At 73.2% G+C, this 17957-nt stretch carries 14 protein-coding genes; 8 read left to right on the top strand and 6 right to left on the bottom strand.

What is annotated here, in order from left to right; translation table 11 throughout:
• Positions 1-2 precede the first annotated feature (2 nt).
• From M8C11_RS17065 to M8C11_RS17050, 4 genes are read left to right on the top strand one after another with little or no spacing between them, the layout of a single operon-like run.
• A complete protein-coding gene (locus M8C11_RS17065; RefSeq protein WP_252450490.1) occupies positions 3-989 on the top strand; it encodes an ABC transporter ATP-binding protein in 987 nt (328 codons plus the stop codon).
• A complete protein-coding gene (locus tag M8C11_RS17060; RefSeq protein ID WP_252450488.1) occupies positions 986-1810 on the top strand; it encodes an ATP-binding cassette domain-containing protein in 825 nt (274 codons plus the stop codon). Before M8C11_RS17065 ends, M8C11_RS17060 begins: the two co-directional genes overlap by 4 nt.
• Positions 1807-2562, top strand: a complete 756-nt coding sequence (locus M8C11_RS17055) for an SDR family NAD(P)-dependent oxidoreductase (RefSeq protein ID WP_121685035.1) — start codon at positions 1807-1809, stop codon at positions 2560-2562. The genes M8C11_RS17060 and M8C11_RS17055 overlap by 4 nt, the downstream gene beginning before the upstream one ends.
• An 8-nt stretch (positions 2563-2570) precedes the next feature.
• On the top strand, positions 2571-4871 hold the full coding sequence (locus M8C11_RS17050; RefSeq protein ID WP_252450482.1) for an arylsulfatase: 2301 nt from the start codon (positions 2571-2573) through the stop codon (positions 4869-4871).
• A gap of 75 nt (positions 4872-4946) precedes the next feature.
• Here the strand turns inward: M8C11_RS17050 and M8C11_RS17045 are convergent, their stop codons facing one another.
• From M8C11_RS17045 to M8C11_RS17025, 5 genes are all read right to left on the bottom strand, one after another.
• Complete coding sequence (locus M8C11_RS17045; RefSeq protein ID WP_252450480.1) at positions 4947-6245, bottom strand: dihydrolipoamide acetyltransferase family protein; 1299 nt, start codon at positions 6243-6245, stop codon at positions 4947-4949.
• 14 nt (positions 6246-6259) lie between these two features.
• Positions 6260-7228: an alpha-ketoacid dehydrogenase subunit beta gene (locus tag M8C11_RS17040; RefSeq protein WP_123110079.1), complete on the bottom strand. Its 969-nt coding sequence runs from the start codon at positions 7226-7228 to the stop codon at positions 6260-6262.
• A 28-nt stretch (positions 7229-7256) separates the two neighbouring features.
• Positions 7257-8387, bottom strand: a complete 1131-nt coding sequence (locus M8C11_RS17035) for a thiamine pyrophosphate-dependent dehydrogenase E1 component subunit alpha (RefSeq protein WP_252450478.1) — start codon at positions 8385-8387, stop codon at positions 7257-7259.
• Positions 8388-8505: 118 nt separating this feature from the next.
• Entirely contained in the window at positions 8506-9837 is a 1332-nt protein-coding gene (locus tag M8C11_RS17030; RefSeq protein ID WP_252450470.1) for an aspartate aminotransferase family protein, read from the bottom strand.
• A 17-nt stretch (positions 9838-9854) separates the two neighbouring features.
• A complete protein-coding gene (locus M8C11_RS17025) occupies positions 9855-11387 on the bottom strand; it encodes a CoA-acylating methylmalonate-semialdehyde dehydrogenase (protein ID WP_374668484.1) in 1533 nt (510 codons plus the stop codon).
• Positions 11388-11494: 107 nt separating this feature from the next.
• Between M8C11_RS17025 and M8C11_RS17020 the strand changes: the two genes are divergently transcribed.
• Complete coding sequence (locus M8C11_RS17020; protein WP_252450461.1) at positions 11495-13138, top strand: PucR family transcriptional regulator ligand-binding domain-containing protein; 1644 nt, start codon at positions 11495-11497, stop codon at positions 13136-13138.
• A gap of 4 nt (positions 13139-13142) precedes the next feature.
• Here M8C11_RS17020 and M8C11_RS17015 read toward each other — a convergent pair whose 3' ends face one another.
• A complete protein-coding gene (locus M8C11_RS17015) occupies positions 13143-13526 on the bottom strand; it encodes a hypothetical protein (protein WP_252450448.1) in 384 nt (127 codons plus the stop codon).
• A gap of 318 nt (positions 13527-13844) precedes the next feature.
• On the opposite strand from M8C11_RS17015, the gene M8C11_RS17010 reads away from it, so the two are divergent.
• From M8C11_RS17010 to M8C11_RS17000, 3 genes are all read left to right on the top strand, one after another.
• A complete protein-coding gene (locus M8C11_RS17010; RefSeq protein WP_121685044.1) occupies positions 13845-15533 on the top strand; it encodes a methylmalonyl-CoA mutase in 1689 nt (562 codons plus the stop codon).
• A 210-nt stretch (positions 15534-15743) separates the two neighbouring features.
• Positions 15744-16661 carry a tetratricopeptide repeat protein gene (locus M8C11_RS17005; protein ID WP_252450446.1) on the top strand — a complete coding sequence of 306 codons (918 nt, stop codon included), beginning with the start codon at positions 15744-15746 and terminating at the stop codon, positions 16659-16661.
• 58 nt (positions 16662-16719) lie between these two features.
• Positions 16720-17889 carry an arginase family protein gene (locus tag M8C11_RS17000; RefSeq protein WP_252450444.1) on the top strand — a complete coding sequence of 390 codons (1170 nt, stop codon included), beginning with the start codon at positions 16720-16722 and terminating at the stop codon, positions 17887-17889.
• Positions 17890-17957 lie beyond the last annotated feature (68 nt).

Here is a 17957-nt window from a genome sequence, read left to right as displayed (position 1 = left end):
GCGTGAGCGGGCTCGTGGTGGAGGACCTCGTCGTCAAGGTCCACGACATCCAGGCCGTCAAGGGCGTCTCGTTCGAGATCGGGCGGGGCCGGCGGATGGGGCTCATCGGCGAGTCCGGCTGCGGCAAGTCCCTGACCGCGCTCGCGCTGATGGGCCTGCTGCCCCACGGCGTGACCGCGTCCGGCCGGGTGCTGCTGAACGGCCGGAACCTGCTCGACCTGTCCGACAAGGAGATGTGCGCGGTCCGCGGCAACGACATCGCCATGGTGTTCCAGGAGCCGATGACGGCGCTCAACCCGCTGATGCGGGTGGGCAACCAGGTCGCCGAGTCGCTGCGGCTGCACAAGGGGATGAGCCGGGCGGCGGCCTCGGCCCGCGCGGTCGAACTGCTCGAACGGGTCCAGCTCCCCGAGCCCGACCGCACCGCGCGCAAGTACCCGCACCAGCTCTCCGGCGGCCAGCGCCAGCGCGTCGTCCTGGCCATCGCGCTGGCGTGCGACCCGGCCGTGCTGGTCGCGGACGAGCCCACCACCGCGCTGGACGTCACGGTGCAGGCGGAGATGCTGCGGCTGATGGACACGCTGGTGCGCGAGGAGGGCGCGTCGCTGCTGCTCATCACGCACGACCTGCCGGTCGTCGCGAGCATCTGCGAGGAACTGCTCGTCATGTACGGCGGCTCGATCGTCGAGCACGGCGACGTGGCGACGGTGTTCGACTCGCCCCGGCACCCGTACACGGCGGGCCTGCGGGCGTCCACGGTGCTGGAGAGCACCGACGGAAGTGGCCGGCTGTCCACCATCCCGGGGCGTGTCCCGTCGCTCGGGTCGTTCCCCACCGGCTGCGTGTACCGCAACCGCTGCCCGCGCGCCGACGACGTCTGCGGCACGGTGCCGCTGCTGACGGCGCCGCCCGGCAGCACCCAGCGGGCGGCCTGCCACCACCCGATCGAGAGCGACCAGCCCCTAGGAAGCGGGAAGGCCAGCGCATGACCACCACCCCGTTGCTGGAAGCCGTCGACGTGGTGCGCGAGTACCGCGCCCCGCGGCGGTCGCTGCGTACGCCGGGCCAGCCGATCCGCGCGCTCGACGGCGTCAGCGTGCAGGTCCACGAGGGCGAGGCGTTCGGCATCGTGGGGGAGAGCGGCTCCGGCAAGTCCACGCTGTCGCGCATCCTCATGGCCCTCGACCAGCCGACGTCCGGCACCGCGTTCTACGACGGCCAGCGGATCAGTGGCGTACCGGAGCGGCGGCTCGGGTTCCTGCGCCGCGACGTGCAGATGGTGCTCCAGGACCCGATGTCGTCGCTGAACCCGCGCATGCGCGTCGCGGACATCATCGCGGAGCCGATGCGCGCGCTGCGCCTGCCCGGCGACCACCGGGCCCGCGTGGCCGAGCTGATGCACTCGGTGGGTCTGCCCGAGGAGGCGGTGACCCGCTACCCGCACCAGTTCTCCGGCGGTCAGCGGCAGCGCATCGCCATCGCCCGTGCCCTCGCGGCCGGGCCGAAGGTCATCGTGGGGGACGAGCCGGTCAGCGCGCTCGACGTCTCGGTGCGCGCGCAGATCCTCAACCTGCTCACCGACCTGGCCGAGCAGTTCAAGCTGACCCTGATCCTGGTCTCCCACGATCTGTCCGTCGTCCGGTACCTCTGCGACCGGATCGCGGTGATGAACCAGGGCCGGATCGTCGAGACGGGTGAGACCGAATCGATCTACTCCGACCCCCGGCACCCCTACACCCAGAGGCTGCTGTCCGCGGTGCCCACCCTGAGCGGCGACCTCCTGGACCGATTCAACAGGAGCAGCACATGAGGTTGGTTGACCGCGTCGCCGTCGTCACCGGAGGCGCCAGCGGCATCGGACTGGCCACCGTCGGCCGGCTCGTCGAGGAGGGCGCGCGCGTGGTCATCGCCGACCTCGACGGCGACCGCGCCGCCGAGGCGGCCGCCGGGTTCGGATCCGCCGTGGTCGGCGTGGCCTGCGACGTCACCCGGGCCGCTGACTGCCGCGCCGCCGTGGAGACCGCCGTCGAGCGGTTCGGCCGGCTCGACCTCATGCACGCCAACGCCGGTACGCCGTTCACCGGCCCGCTCGACGAGGTGGACCAGGCGACGCTGGACCGCGTGGTCGACGTCAACCTCAAGGGCGCGTTCTGGACCGCGCAGGCCGCCGCGCCCGCGCTGATCGAGGCCGGTGGCGGCGCGATCGTGTTCACCGCGTCGCTCCAGGCCGTCATCGCCCGCCCCCGGTACGCGCCGTACACCGCCGCCAAGCACGGCGTCATCGGCCTGATGAAGGCGCTGGCGCTGGAACTCGCGCCGCACGGCGTCCGGGTCAACGCGATCGCCCCGGCGGCGACCGAGACGCCGATGCTCTCGGCGTTCCTGGGCGGGATGGGGGACGTGCCGGACAGCGCGCGGGAGAACTTCCGGGCGTCGATCCCGCTGGGCCGCATGGCGACGCCGCGCGACTCGGCCGACGCGGTGGTGTTCCTCGCCAGCGACGAGGCGCGCATGATCACGGGCCACACGCTCGTCCTCGACGGCGGCACGACGGCCGGCTGAGGCGTACCGTGACCGGACCTCTGGCGGACCCTCCGTACGAGGGGACCATCGGACGCACCTACGACGAGTCGACGGAACACTGGAGCGCGCCCCCGTCGGCCGCCGCGGGTACGCCGAACGTGGTGTACGTGCTGCTGGACGACGTCGGGTTCGCCGACTTCGGCTGCTTCGGCGCCGAGATCGACACCCCGACGATCGACCGGCTGGCCGCCTCCGGGCTGCGGTACACCAACTTCCACACCTCGCCGCTGTGCTCGCCGACCCGGGCCAGCGTGCTCACCGGCCGCAACCACCACAGCGTCGGCATGCGCATGCTGTCCAACTTCGACAGCGGATTCCCCAGCGGCCGGGGCCGGATCACCCACGCCGCCGCCACAGTCGCCGAGATGCTGGTCGACGCCGGGTTCAACACCATGGCGGTCGGCAAGTGGCACGTCGCGCCGCTGGAGCACACCACGCCGTCCGGCCCGTACGACCAGTGGCCGCTGGGCCGCGGCTTCGAGCGGTACTACGGCTTCCTGGAGGCCGAGACCGACAACTTCTATCCGGAACTGGTGTACGACAACCACCAGGTGGATCCGCCGGCCACCCCGGAGGAGGGCTACCACCTCACCGAGGATCTGACCGACCGGGCCATCGGGTTCGTCCGGGACCAGACCTCGTTCACCCCGGAGAAGCCGTTCTTCCTGTATCTGGCGTACGCAGCCGCGCACGCGCCGCACCAGGCCCCGCCGGAGTACCTGGCGAAGTACCGGGGCCGCTACGACGCCGGCTGGGACGTCATCCGCGCGGACCGGCACCGGCGGCAGATCGGGCTGGGCATCATCCCGCCGGACGCGCCGCTGCCACCGCACAACCCGGGCGTCGTGCCGTGGGACGACGTGCCGCCGGAGCAGCGGCGCCTGTTCGCCCGCATGCAGGAGGCGTACGCGGCGATGGTCGACCACACCGACGCCCAGCTCGGGCGCCTGGTCGACTTCCTGGAACGGATCGGCCGGCTGGACGACACGATCTTCGTCGTCATGTCGGACAACGGCGCGAGCCCCGAGGGCACGCCGCTCGGCACGCTCAACCCCACCGCCTTCCAGAACCGGGTGCCGGAGAACCTCCAGGACAGCCTGGCCCGGATCGACGAGATCGGCGGCCCGCGGGCGCAGAGCAACTATCCGCTGGGCTGGGCGCAGGTCAGCAACACCCCGTTCCGCCGCTACAAGCAGCACACCCACGAGGGCGGGGTCCGGGTGCCGTTCGTGCTGAGCTGGCCGGCCGGTGACGTACCCGGCGGGGAGGTGCGGACGCAGTTCCAGCACAGCATCGACGTCACCGCGACGGTGCTCGACCTCGTCGGGGTGCGGCCGCCCGCCGTACGCCGGGGTGTCCCGCAGATGCCGCTGCACGGCCGCAGCTTCCGCGACGGGCTGCGCGACCCGGCGGCGCCGCCGTCGCGGGACCGCCAGTACTTCGAGATGTTCGGCCACCGCGGCATCTACCACCAGGGCTGGAAGGCGGTGGCGTTCCACGAGCGGGGCACCTCCTGGGACGAGGACCGCTGGGAGCTGTACCGGATCGAGGACGATCCCACCGAGAGCCGCGATCTCGCCGCCGAGCATCCGGAGGTGCTGCGGCGTCTCATCGAGGAGTTCTGGATCGAGGCGGCCCGCTACGACGTGCTGCCGCTGGACGACAGGGGTTTCGCGATCCGGGCCCGGGTGCCGCGCCCCGGATCGGTGCGGGACCGGCTGGACTTCACGTACCTGGCCGGTGTGCCGACGATCTCCGGCGCGGCGGTGCCGCCGACGATGAACCGCTCGCACGCCATCACCGCGCCGGTGCACCGCACCGACGCCACCCAGGGCGGCGTGATCGTGGTGCTCGGCAACGTCAGCGGCGGGTACGTGCTGCACATCCAGGACAACCACCTGGTGTACGAGTACAACCATCTCGGCACCCGTTACGTGCTGCGGTCCGAGGGCGAGCTGCCGCTGGGCCCGGTGGAGCTGACCTTCGAGCTGACGAAGACGGCCGACTGCCAGGGCACCGGCCGCCTGTACGTGGACGGCGAGGCGGCGGGCGAGGCGCTGTTCCCGCAGTTGCTGCCGTTCTTCCACGGCTTCGCGGGCATGGACGTCGGGCGCAGCATCCACTCGCCGGTGTCGCCGAGCTACCCGGCCCGGCACGAGTTCTCCGGCGAGCTGGAGTACGTGCGGTTCCGGCTCGCCGCGTCCGAGGAGGTCGGCGAACCGATCGCGCCGGCGGGCGGCGTCGCGCCGCGGCCGTCCGCCGGCGTCGGGTTCGAGGTCGTGGACTGACGCGCGCCGCGCGTACGGCGACGGCGCGCGGACGGACCTCGTCGTCCGTCCGCGCGCCGTCCGCCTACCGGGACCTCAGCGCAGGGCCAGGCCCCACAGCGGGTCCTCCAGGAACCGCCCGACGTGGGCCAGCACCCGGCTGCCCAGTTCGCCGTCCACCAGCCGGTGGTCGAACGACAGCGACAACTGCACCGTCCACCGGGGGACGACCTGCTCGTCGACCACCCACGGCATCCGGCGCAGCGCGCCGAGGCAGAGGATCGCCGCCTCACCCGGGTTGAGGATCGGGGTGCCGGCGTCCACCCCGAACACCCCGATGTTGGTGATGGTGATCGTCCCGCCGGACAGGTCGGCGGGACGGGTGCGGCCCTCCCGCGCGGTGGCCGCCAGCTCGTTCAGGGCGACCGCGAGATCCCGTACCGGAAGGTTCTGCGCGGCCTTGACGTTCGGCACCAGCAGGCCGCGCGGCGTCGCGGCGGCGATGCCCAGGTTGACGTCGGCGAACCGGACGATCTCCTGGTTCTCCTCGTCCCAGCGGGCGTTGACGTCCGGGTACCGGCGGACGGCGTCCAGCACCGCGAGCGACGCCACGAGCAGCGGGCTGACCTTCACCCCCTGGAAGGCCGGGTCCTGCTTCAGCCGGTCCACGAACTCGACCGTGCCGGTCATGTCGACGGTGAGGAACTCGGTGACGTGCGGCGCGGTGAACGCGCTGGCGACCATGGCGGCGGCGGTCACCTTGCGGACCCCGCGCACGGGCAGGCGTTCGTCCCGCCGGTGGTCGGCCACGGGCGCCGGGCCGGTGGTGTGGTCGAGCAGGTCCTGGCGGGTGATCCGGCCGCCGGGGCCGCTGCCGCGTACCTCGGTCAGCTCCACACCGAGGTCCTTCGCGAGCTTGCGCAGCGGCGGCTTGGTGAGCACCGGCGGCCGGGACGTGTGCGGCCCGCGGGCGGGCTCGGCCGGGCGGACGGACCGCGTCGCGCGGCGCGGCCGGCGCGTCCGCGCCTGGGCCGACACCCCGTAGCCCACGAGCACGGCGGTGCGCTCCACGGCCGGCTCGTCGGCGGCCGGCTCGTCCCCGGCCGGCGTCGCGGCGGCGGGCTCGTCGGCGGGCGGGGCCGCGGGGCCGTCGCCCGCCGTCCGGATCGCGATGATCGGCGAGCCGACGTCGACGGTCTGTCCCTCTTCGGCGAGGAGGCGGTCCACCACGCCGGCGTACGGGCTGGGCAGCTCGACCACGGCCTTGGCGGTCTCGATGTCCACCAGGACGTCGTTGAGGCGGACCGGATCGCCCGGTGCGACCCGCCAGGTGACGATCTCGGCCTCGGTGAGGCCCTCGCCGACGTCGGGCAGGCGGAACTGTTGAACGCTCACTGGTACCTCTCCCTTCACGCGGCCAGGACGCGGTCGACGGCGTCGAGGATCCGGTCCAGGTCGGGCAGGTACTCCTCCTCGACCTTGGCCGGCGGGTACGGCAGGTTGAAGCCGCCGACCCGCTCGACCGGCGCCTCCAGCGAGTAGAAGCACCGGCTCGTCACCTGCGCGACGACCTCGGCGCCGAACCCGGCGAACGTGGGGGCCTCGTGGACCACCACCGCCCGGCCGGTACGGCGCACGGACTCCTCGATGGTCGCCACGTCCAGCGGGGAGATGGACCGCAGGTCGATCACCTCGATGTCGCGGCCCTCCTGAGCGGCGGCCTCGGCGGCGGCGACGCAGGTGGCGACCGTGCCGCCGTACGTCAGCAGGGTCACGTCGGTGCCCGGCCGCACGGTCCGGGCGCGGTCCAGCGGCAGCGGCGGCCCGGCGGTTGTCACCTCGCCCTTGACCCAGTAGCGGCGCTTCGGCTCGTAGAAGATGACCGGGTCGTCACCGGCGACGGCCTGGCGGATCATCCAGTGCGCGTCGTCCGGGCTGGCGCAGTAGACGACCCGCAGCCCGGCGGTGTGCGCGAAGTACGCCTCGTTCGACTCGCTGTGGTGCTCCACCGCGCCGATGCCGCCGCCCACGGGGATCCGCACGACCACGGGCAGGCCGGTACGGCCGCCGGTGCGCGCCCGCATCTTGGCGAGCTGGGAGACGATCTGGTTGAACGCGGGGTAGACGAAGCCGTCGAACTGGATCTCGCAGACCGGGCGGTAGCCGCGCAGCGCCAGCCCGATGGCGGTGCCGATGATCCCGGACTCGGCGAGGGTGGTGTCCACCACCCGGGCCTCGCCGAAGTCCTTCTGGAGACCGTCGGTGACCCGGAAGACGCCGCCGAGCCGGCCGACGTCCTCGCCCATCAGGAGGACCTTGTCGTCGTCCTCCATGGCGCGGCGCAGGCCGCTGTTCAGTGCCTGACAGAGGGTGAGCATGAACGAGTTCTCCGATCGCGGGCGGGCGTCAGTCGAGGAAGGAGGCGCGGTAGGCGACGAACGCGTCGCGCTCCTCCCGCAGGAGCGGGGGCACGTCGGCCAGCACGGTGGCGAAGGCGTCCGCGAGGTCCGGCGCCGTCAGCGCCAGGCACTCCCGGCGGGTACGGTCGGCCAGCTCGTCCGCCTCGGCCTGGATCTCGCCGAGGAACGCCTCGTCGCTCCAGCCCTCGGCGCGCATGAGCGCCTCGACCCGGGCCAGCGGATCCCGCGCCCGCCACGCCTCCAGCTCGTCGTCGGTGCGGTACCGGGTCGGGTCGTCCGACGTGCTGTGCCCACCCATCCGGTACGTGGTGGCCTCGACGATCGCGGGGCCGTTGCCGGACCTGGCGTGCGCGGTCACCGCTGACGTCACCGCGTACACCGCCAGCACGTCGTTGCCGTCGACCCACTCGCTGCGCAGGCCGAACCCGGCGCCGCGCCGGTGGATCGGCGTACGCGTCTGCGACGCCGTCGGCGTCGAGATGGCCCACTGGTTGTTCTGGCAGAAGAACACCATCGGGGCGGCGTTGACGGCGGCGATGTTCATGGCCTCGCTCGCGTCGCCCTCGCTGGCGGCGCCGTCACCGAAGTACGTCACGACGACCGTGTCGCTGCCGTCGCGCTGCACTCCGAGGGCGTACCCGGTGGCGTGCAGCAGCTGGGCGGCCAGGACCAGCGTGTAGATGTGGAACGAGTACGGCTCCGGGTCCCAGCCGCTGTGCGCGACGCCGCGCCACTGGCGCAGCAGGTCGGCCGGGCCGATGCCGCGCCACAGCGCCGCGGCGTGCTCCCGGTAGCTCGGGAAGACGTAGTCGTCGGCGCGTACCGCCGCGACGGAACCGACCTGGGCGGCCTCCTGGCCGCGGCACTGCAGCCACAGGCCCAGCTCGCCCTGTCGCTGCAACGCGAACGCCTCGTCGTCGAGGCGGCGGGCGAGCCGCATCCCCCGGTACAGGTCACGGGTGAGGCGGCCGAGCGCGTCGCGGTCGGCGTCGACCTCGGGGTGCAGGCGCCCGTCCGGGGTGACGAGCTGGGTCCAGCCCTCGGACGTACGCGGAAGTCCGGTGGTGCCGGTGAACGGGTTGGTGACCGGTGGGTCGGCGAGATCTACGGTAGTCATTCGTCACCTTCTGGGTGCGTCGGTCTCCGCGTCACCGGGGTCGCCGGCCGTCTCGCGGATCTCTCGGATACGGGACCGCCCGCCGGGGTGGACCCGGCGGGCGGTGGTGGGCATTGCCTCAGACCGTGTGGCGGTCGGCGAGTGTCAGCGCCTCGTCGAGGATCGCCAGGCCCGCCTTGGCCTCCGTCTCCGACACGGTGCACGGCGGCACCACGTGGATCCGGTTGAAGTTCGCGAACGCGACCAGGCCGCCCCGCTTGCACGCGGCCAGCACCTCGTTCATCTCCGGCGACGACGACCCGTACGGCGCCAGCGGCTCCTTCGTCTCGCGGTCGCGTACCAGTTCCAGCGCCCAGAACACGCCGAGCCCGCGTACGTCACCGACGCTCGGGTGCCGGTCGGCCAGCTCGCGCAGCCCCGGGCCCAGCACGTCGGCGCCGATCGTGGCGGCGTTCTCGACGATCCGCTCGTCCCGCATCACGTTGATGGTCGCGACGGCGGCGGCGGTGGCCAGCGGGTGACCGGAGTAGGTCAGGCCGCCGGGGTAGGCGCGGGTGGCGAACGTCTCGGCCACGTGGTCGGCGATCACCACACCGCCGAGCGGGACGTAACCGGAGTTCACGCCCTTGGCGAAGGTGATCAGGTCGGGCGTCACGCCGTAGTGGTCCAGCGCGAACCAGGCGCCGGTACGCCCGAAGCCCGCCATCACCTCGTCGGCGACGTAGAGGATGCCGTGCCTGTCGCACAGCTCCCGTACGCCTGCGAGGAAGCCCGGCGGCGGCGGCATGATGCCGGCGGTGCCCGGCACCGTCTCCAGCACGATCGCGGCGATGGTGGACGGGCCCTCCATCTCCACGACGCGTTCGAGGTGGCGCAGCGCGAGCGCGCACTCCTCCTCCTCGGTGGTGGCGCCGAACTCCGACCGGTACAGGAACGGGCCGAAGAAGTGCACCACCCCGGCGGTGCCGTTGTCGCTGGGCCAGCGGCGCGGGTCGCCGGTGAGGTTCACCGCGGTCTGGGTGCCGCCGTGGTAGCTGCGGTACTGCGACAGCACCTTCGGCCGGCCGGTGTGCAGCCGGGCCATCCGGACGGCGTGCTCGATCGCGTCCGCGCCGCCGTTGGTGAAGAACACCTTGGAAAGGCCCGCCGGGGTCAGCTCGGTGATCAGTCGGGCCGCCTCGCCGCGGACGTCGTTGGCGTAGGACGGCGCGATCGTGCACAGGCGCGCCGCCTGCTCCTGGATCGCCGCGACCACCACCGGGTGCTGGTGGCCGATGTTGGTGTTGACGAGCTGGGACGAGAAGTCCAGGTAGCGGTTTCCGTCGCCGTCCCAGAAGTACGAGCCCTCGGCGCGCTCGACCACCATCGGGTCGAGCAGCGACTGGGCGGACCAGGAGTGGAAGACGTGGGCGCGGTCGAGTTCGTAGGTGCGCTGTGCGCTGGTGCTCATCGGTCTCTCTCCGCTGCTCAGTCGTTCTCGGGGAAGCCGAGGTTGATCCCGCCGTGGCTGGGGTCGAGCCACCGGGAGGTGACGACCTTGCCGCGGGTGAAGAAGTGCACGCCCTCGGCGCCGTGGGCGTGCGAGTCGCCGAAGAGGCTGTCCTTCCAGCCGCCGAAGGAGTAGTAGGCCATCGGCACCGGGATCGGCACGTTGACGCCGACCATGCCGACCTCGACCTCGTTCTGGTAGCGGCGGGCCGCGCCGCCGTCGTTGGTGAAGATGGCCGTCCCGTTGCCGTACCGGTTGGCGTTCACCAGCGCGAGCGCCTCGTCGTAGCTGCCGACGCGCACCACCGACAGCACCGGCCCGAAGATCTCGTCGGTGTAGACGCTCATCTCCGGCTGCACCCGGTCCAGCAGGCTCGGCCCGAGCCAGAACCCGGACTCGTCGCCGTCGACCCGCACCTCACGGCCGTCCACCACCAGCTCGGCGCCGGCCTCGACGCCCGCGTCGAGGTACGACGCGACGCGGTCGCGGTGCTCCCGGGTGACCAGCGGGCCCATGTCGCACGAGCGCCGCCCGTCACCGACCTTCAGCGTGGCGATGCGCTCGCGGATCCGGGCCACCAGGTCGTCGGCGACGGGCTCGACGACCACCAGGGCCGAGATCGCCATGCACCGCTCGCCGGCCGAGCCGAACCCGGCGTTGACCGCCGCGTCGGCGGCCAGGTCCAGGTCGGCGTCCGGCAGCACCACCATGTGGTTCTTCGCGCCGCCGAGGGCCTGGACGCGCTTGCCGTTGCGGGTGCCCGTCTCGTACACGTACCGGGCGATCGGCGTGGAGCCGACGAACGACACCGCCTTGACCTCGGGGTGCTCCAGCAGCCGGTCCACGGCGACCTTGTCGCCGTGCACGACGTTGAACACGCCGGCGGGCAGGCCGGCCTGCTCCCAGAGCCGGGCCACGAGCAGCGACGCGGACGGGTCCTTCTCGCTGGGCTTGAGCACGACGGTGTTGCCGGCCGCGATGGCGATGGGCACGAACCACATCGGGACCATCACCGGGAAGTTGAACGGCGAGATGACGGCGCAGACGCCGACCGGCTGGCGGATCGAGTAGACGTCCACGTTCGTGGACACGCCCTCGGAGTAACCGCCCTTGAGCAGGTGCGGGATCCCGCAGGCGAACTCGACGACCTCCAGGCCGCGGGTGACCTCGCCGAGGGCGTCGGAGACGACCTTGCCGTGCTCGGCCGTGATCAGCTCGGCCAGCTCCTGCTTGTGCTGGTTGACCAGCTCGCGGAACGCGAACAGCACCTGGGTGCGCTTGGTCAGCGACGAGGTCCGCCAGGAGGCGAACGCGGCGGCGGCCGAGGCGACGGCCTGGTCCACCTCGTCGACGGAGGCCAGCGGCACCTCCGTCCGGACCGTGCCCAGCGCCGGATCGTAGACTGGGGCCGCACGCTCGGTGACGCCGGCGAACGACTTGCCGTCGATCCAGTGGGTCACCCGCTCCAGCGGGGCGGGAGCGGGCGCGGTGCCGGGTGCTGTCTGGGTCATGCCCGGGATCATCTGCGCTTCCCCAGGTCCGGGCAATGGGCACTGTGTCGTTCCCGTCCCCGGGAAGCGCACATACTGTGCGCCGGAGGGAAGGGGGAGGCGCTCCGATGCCGATGACCGTCCGCGACGTGCTCGAACTGCCGGCGTTGCAGCAGGCCGGGCCGCGCGTCCTGGCGGGCCGGGACCGGCTGGACGCGCCGGTGCGCTGGGTGCACGTCGCCGAGATCCCCGAGATCGCCGACCTGCTCCGCGGCGGCGAACTGGTCCTGACCACGGGCATCGGCCTGCCCCCCGACGACGACGGGCTGCGCCGGTGGATCGACGGCCTCGCGGCCGTCGGGGCGGCGGGTGTGGTGGTCGAGCTGGGCCGCCGGTTCGGCGGAACCCTGCCGGCCGGGCTGGTCGAGCACGCCCGCAGCCGGAACCTGCCCCTCATCGCGCTCCGGCGCGAGATGCGGTTCGTCGCGGTCACCGAGGTCGTCCACTCGGTGATCGTCGAGGAGCAGACGGCCGAGCTGCTCGCGAAGGACGAGATCCACCGCGTCTTCACCGAGCTGTCGGTGGAGGGTGCCGAGCCCCGGCAGGTGCTCCGCGAGGTCACCCGCCTGTCCCGGCGTCCCGCCGTGCTGGAGAACCTCGCGCACCAGGTGCTGGCGTACGAGACCGGCCCGCTGACCGCCGAGGAACTGCTCGACCGCTGGGAGACCCGCTCCCGCGCGGTCGAGGTCCCGTCCGGCACCGGCTACGAGCCGCGCTCGGGCTGGCTGGTGACGGGCGTCGAGGCGCGGGGCAACCGGTGGGGGCGGCTCGTGCTGCTGTGCGACCAGGAGCCGCCGGCCCGGACCCGGGTGCTGCTGGAACGGGCCGCGTCCACGATCGCGCTGAACCAGCTCGTCGCCCGGGACTCGTCGTCGGTCGAGCGGCAGGCGCGCAGCAGCCTGCTGCTGAGCCTCGTCAACCACTCGGCGCCCACCCGGGACGTGGCGCTGCGGGCGCGCGGGCTCGGTGTCGTCCTGGAGCAGCGACTGCTGCTCGGCGTCGTGGTCCGGCGTCGCCGGCCGGCCCCGGCCACCGGCGGCGAGGCGAACGCGCGCCGGCGGGAACTGCTCGACGCGGTCGAGACGGCGGTACGCGAGTGCGGGCTCGCCGCGCTCGTCGGCGACGTGGACGAGGCGGCCGGCGGCACGGGTGTCACCCTCCTCGTCGCGCTCGACGGGACCGGCTCCGACGAGGCCGCGCTGGGGAGCCTGTCCGCCGCGCTCACCCGGGCGGGCCACCGGGCCGGATCGGACGTCGTGGTCGCCGCCGGGTCGGTGGTCCGGACGCTCGACCTGGCCCGGCGCTCACTGGTCGAGGCGGCGCAGGTCGCCGACGCGACGGTGCACACCGCCGAGCCGCGCCCGTTCTACCGGCTGCACGACGTCCGCCTCCGGGGCCTGCTGTACCTGCTGCGCGACGACGTGCGCCTGCAGACGTTCGTCGAACGCGAGCTGGGCCCGCTGCTCTCCTACGACCAGCGCCACGGCACCAACCACGTCGCCCTGCTGGAGACGTACCTCGTGGAGGGGCGCAACAAGCGGCGCGCGGCGGACGCGATGTCCCTGTCGCGGTCCGCGCTGTACCAGCGGCTGGAGCTGATCGAGCGGGTGCTCGGCGTCGACCTGGATTCGAGCGAGCGGCGCCTGTCGCTGCACGTGGCGCTCACCGCCCGGGACGTCATGCGCGCCGGCGGCCCGGAGGTCGCCGGCTGACCGGTCACCTGTGGGTGCCGCGGCCCGACCGGAGGCGCCGGACGCCGTCGCGGCCCGGGGCGCTGTGCACGCTGACGCTGACGACCGGTACGGCGTTCGCGACGCTCTTGCGGACCGTCTCCATCGGCGCCGTGGCGGGGGAGCACTCCACGATCATCACCGCGGACCGGTCTGGGCACTGCACGTACTGGACGTGTGACACGGCGACCCGGCGGGAGTGCAGCACTGACAGCACCTTGAGCAGCCCGGTCGTGGAGTGACCCACGCCGAGGTGGACCACCATCGTGCACGGCGTGCCGTGCTCGTCGGCGGGCTCGTCGTGCGGGCGGCGGCCGGGCGCGGGCCGGGGAGGATCGACGGTTGCGGGGGTGGATGCGGACACGCTCACGGGGGCCTCACAGGGACGAGCCGACAGGTTGGCTTGGCCGGCGACGCACGCGGAGGCGTACGCCGCCTAGGTAATCAGCCGGGTCGCGATTCGATTGCCCACGGCGGGAGTGTGGCACGGGAACCGGCTCGCCGGGAGGCTGCGCCGGGCAGCCGTCCGCCACGTGAGACAGGGTCCTGACCTGCGGATCGACGGTGATGGGTCGCCTCGGTGGGGCCGATCGCCGGGTTACCGGCCGGTACGCGAGCCCTTAAGGATCGTTCAGGATCTCGCTCTACACTCGGAACCGGGACGACGACTTGAGAAGGAGCTCCGCGCATGGACGCTGACGAGATCGCCGCCGGTCGGGCCCGCTGGCAGGCCCGCTACGACGCCGCCCGCAAGCGCGACGCGGACTTCACCACGCTGTCCGGAATGCCGGTCGAGCCGGTGTACGGCCCGCCGGAGGACACCGCGTACCCCGGGTTCGAGCGGATCGGCTGGCCGGGCGAGTTCCCGTACACCCGGGGTCTGTACCCGACCGGCTACCGCGGGCGGACCTGGACCATCCGGCAGTTCGCCGGCTTCGGCAACGCCCGGCAGACCAACGAGCGCTACAAGATGATCCTCGGCGCGGGCGGCGGCGGTCTCTCCGTCGCCTTCGACATGCCGACGCTGATGGGCCGCGACTCGGACGACCCGCAGTCGCTCGGCGAGGTCGGCCACTGTGGCGTCGCTGTGGACTCGGCCGCCGACATGGAGGTGCTGTTCGACGGCATCGACCTGGCCGGCGTGACCACCTCGATGACCATCTCCGGCCCGGCCGTGCCGGTCTTCTGCATGTACCTGGTCGCCGCCGAGCGGCAGGGCGCCGACCTGTCCACGCTGGACGGAACGCTCCAGACGGACATCTTCAAGGAGTACATCGCGCAGAAGGAGTGGCTGTTCGACCCCGAGCCGCACCTGCGCCTCATCGGTGACCTGATGGAGTACTGCGCCCGGGAGATCCCCCGGTACAAGCCGCTGTCCGTCTCCGGCTACCACATCCGCGAGGCCGGCTCGACCGCCGCGCAGGAGCTGGCGTACACGCTGGCCGACGGCTTCGGGTACGTCGAGCTGGGCCTGTCGCGCGGGCTGGACGTGAACACGTTCGCTCCCGGCCTGAGCTTCTTCTTCGACTCGCATGTGGACTTCTTCGAGGAGATCGCGAAGTTCCGCGCCGCCCGCCGGATCTGGGCCCGCTGGCTGCGTGACGTGTACGGCGCCACCAGCGAGAAGGCCCAGTGGCTGCGGTTCCACACGCAGACCGCCGGGGTGTCGCTGACCGCGCAGCAGCCGGTCAACAACGTGGTGCGTACGGCCGTGGAGGCCCTGGCCGCGGTGCTCGGCGGCACCAACTCGCTGCACACCAACGCGCTCGACGAGACGCTCGCCCTGCCCACCGACGAGTCGGCCGAGATCGCCCTGCGTACCCAGCAGGTGCTGATGGAGGAGACCGGCGTGACCAACGTGGCCGACCCGCTCGGCGGCTCCTGGTACGTCGAGGCGCTCACCGACCGGATCGAGGCCGAGGCGGAGGAGATCTTCGCCCGGATCAAGCAGCTCGGCGGCGAGGGCCCGCACACCATCGGCCCGATGACCTCCGGCATCCTGCGTGGCATCGAGGACGGCTGGTTCACCGGGCACATCGCCGAGTCGGCGTTCGTCTACCAGCAGGCGCTGGAGAAGGGCGACAAGCGGATCGTCGGCGTCAACTGCCACACCGGGACCGTCGCCAAGGACCTGGAGATCCTGCGCATCTCGCACGAGGTGGAGCTGGAGCAGCGCCGGGTGCTGACCGAGCGCAAGTCGGCCCGCGACGACGCCGCCGTCACCGCCGCCGTGGCGCGGATGGTCGAGGTCTCCCGGACCGGCGAGAACATGATCCCCGCCATGCTCGACGCGGTCCGCGCCGAGGCCACCCTCGGCGAGATCTGCGACGCCCTCCGCACCGAGTGGGGCGTCTACCGAGAGCCCGCCCGCTTCTGACCCCCGTCCCACCCCCACCCTCACCCCCGCGATCTTGCAGTTCGGGCCCTCCGCGTGCGGCAGTTCGTCGCATTTGCCGGGGCGGAAAGTGCAAGATCGCGGGGAGGTGGGGGTGAGGGGGCGGCGCGGGGGTTGAGCAGGGGTGAGAGTGGCGACGTGGGCGTTGCGGGTGGTCGGAGATCCTCGGGGTACGTGCGAGACTAGACAACCATGAGCGACCCACGGATCACCTCGTCGATCTTCACCCGCGGCGCGGTCGACCTCAGCGCGCTGCGCACCCCCGCACCGGCCGACACCTCCTCCGCCACACCGTCCCAGAGCGCTGGGCCGACCGGGCTGCCGGGCAGCCCCGCCGGCTCCGCCGCCGTGATCGACGTGACCGAGGCGAACATCCAGTCCGAGGTGCTCGAACGCTCGCTCACCACACCGGTCGTGGTCTTCTTCGGCGCCGCCGGCTACCCGGAGAGCGACCAGTTCGCCCCGGTGCTGGAGCGGCTGGCCGCCGAGGGCGGCGGAGCGTGGCTGCTGGCCCGGGTCGACGTGCAGCAGCAGCCGCGGCTCGCGCAGATGTTCCAGCTCCAGACGCTGCCCACCACGTACGCCATCGTCGGTGGGCGCCCGATCGACGCCTTCCCCGGCCCGGTGCCGGAGTCGCAGTTGCGACAGTGGCTCCAGGCGGTCCTGAAGGCCGGTGGCGTCACAGTCGCCGAGCCGGAGGACCCGCGCCTCGACGCCGCCGACGACGCGCTGATGAGCGGTGACCTCGACGCCGCCGAGGCGGCGTACCGGAAGATCCTGGCCGAGACCCCGGCCGACGCGGCGGCGGAGGCGGGCCTGGCGCAGGTCGGGCTGGCCCGCCGCGTGGCCGGCGCGGACCCGCAGGGTGCGCTCGACGCCGCGGCCGCCGCCCCGGACGACGTGGACGCCCAACTGCTCGCCGCCGACATCGAGGTGCTCAGCGGCCTCGCCGACCAGGCGTACAAGCGGCTCGTCGGCCTGGTCCGGCGCACCGCAGGGGACGACCGGGACCGGGTACGCCAGCACCTGCTCGGCCTGTTCACCATCGCCGGCCCGGACGACCCCGCCGTGGCCTCCGCCCGACGCGCCCTGGCCAGCGCGCTGTTCTGAGTCAACCCGCGCGGGCCGGCGCACCGCCGGCCCGCCCGACCACCGAGGACGGGAGCCCATGATGCGCCGGATCGCCGTCCTCGACGCGCCGACGAACCTCGGACTGCGCCCGCCCACCGCGAGCTCCGTCCCCGGCTGCGCCAAGGCGCCGGGTGCGCTGCGCGACCACGGCCTGCTCGCCCGGCTGCGGGCCCGCGACGCCGGCTGCCTCACCCCGCCCCGGTACGACCCGGGGGACTGGCGCCCCGGCGACGGCGTCTGCCACGCGCCGGAGATCTCGGCGTACTCGGCGGCGCTCGCCGACCGGATCGGCGCGATCATCGACCGGGGCGAGTTCCCGCTGGTGCTCGGCGGCGACTGCTCGGTGCTGCTCGGCTCGGCGCTGGCCATGCACCGCCTCGGTGAGGCGGTCGGCGGGCGGATCGGGCTGGTCTTCGTCGACGGCCACTCCGACTTCCGGCACCCCGGCAACGCCTCCTACGTCGGCGCGGCAGCCGGGGAGGACCTGGCCCTGGTCACCGGCCGGGGACAGCCCGACCTGGCCGCGATCGAGGGCCGCCGGCCCTACTTCCGGGACATCGACGTGGTGGTGCTCGGCATCCGCGCGCAGGACGAGTACCGGCTCGACCTCCAGGCCGCCGGCATCACCACCCGGCCGGTGCCGGCGCTGCGCGCCGAGGGCGCCGCCCGGACCGCGCAGTGGGCGCACGAGCAGCTCGTCGACTGCGCCGGGTACTGGGTGCACATCGACGTGGACGTGCTCGACCCGGCGGTGATGCCCGCCGTGGACGCGCCCGACCCGGGCGGCATCGCCTTCGCCGAGCTGGAGATCCTGCTCGCCGGGCTGGTCGACACCCCGCACTGCCTCGGTGTCGAGCTGACCGTGTTCGACCCCGACTACGACCCGGACGGGGCGTACGCGGCCGAGATCGTGAACACGGTGGTGGCCGGGCTCGCCCCGGTGGTCGCGCCGGGCGCCGTGCCGCCCCGGCTGCTGCCGGCCGGGCCGGTCGCGCCGGCGCCCCGCGCCGCCGACAGCCGGCCCGAGCCCGAGCCGCTGCCCGCCCCGGCCGCCGTGCCGGCGCCGGCGGTCGCGGTGGAGCCGATCGGCCCCGACCCGACCGCCGGCGACGACCTCGGCGAGGACCCGCTGGGGCCCGGGCTGCTGCGCCGCGCGCCCGCCGGGGACGAACCGGACCCGGCCCGCTCCGGCATCGACATCGCCTGACCGGTACGCCCCAGCGAGCCACCCGGCCGGGCCGGGCTCGGCTCACGGCCGGGCGGTGCGGGACCCGC

It is taken from the genome of Micromonospora sp. CPM1 (assembly GCF_023896895.1).
Lineage (GTDB): Bacteria > Actinomycetota > Actinomycetes > Mycobacteriales > Micromonosporaceae > Micromonospora > Micromonospora tulbaghiae.
Note: the sequence above shows the minus strand (reverse complement) of the source record. Positions and strands in the feature narration are given on the sequence as shown.

Coding starts and splice junctions, on each gene's coding strand:
- M8C11_RS17060 (WP_252450488.1), top strand. CDS start 986: ATGACCACCACCCCGTTGCTGGAAGCCGTCGACGTGGTGCGCGAGTAC.
- M8C11_RS17055 (WP_121685035.1), top strand. CDS start 1,807: ATGAGGTTGGTTGACCGCGTCGCCGTCGTCACCGGAGGCGCCAGCGGC.
- M8C11_RS17040 (WP_123110079.1), bottom strand. CDS start 7,228: ATGCTCACCCTCTGTCAGGCACTGAACAGCGGCCTGCGCCGCGCCATG.
- M8C11_RS17035 (WP_252450478.1), bottom strand. CDS start 8,387: ATGACTACCGTAGATCTCGCCGACCCACCGGTCACCAACCCGTTCACC.
- M8C11_RS17030 (WP_252450470.1), bottom strand. CDS start 9,837: ATGAGCACCAGCGCACAGCGCACCTACGAACTCGACCGCGCCCACGTC.
- M8C11_RS17025 (WP_374668484.1), bottom strand. CDS start 11,387: ATGACCCAGACAGCACCCGGCACCGCGCCCGCTCCCGCCCCGCTGGAG.
- M8C11_RS17020 (WP_252450461.1), top strand. CDS start 11,495: ATGCCGATGACCGTCCGCGACGTGCTCGAACTGCCGGCGTTGCAGCAG.
- M8C11_RS17010 (WP_121685044.1), top strand. CDS start 13,845: ATGGACGCTGACGAGATCGCCGCCGGTCGGGCCCGCTGGCAGGCCCGC.
- M8C11_RS17005 (WP_252450446.1), top strand. CDS start 15,744: ATGAGCGACCCACGGATCACCTCGTCGATCTTCACCCGCGGCGCGGTC.
- M8C11_RS17000 (WP_252450444.1), top strand. CDS start 16,720: ATGATGCGCCGGATCGCCGTCCTCGACGCGCCGACGAACCTCGGACTG.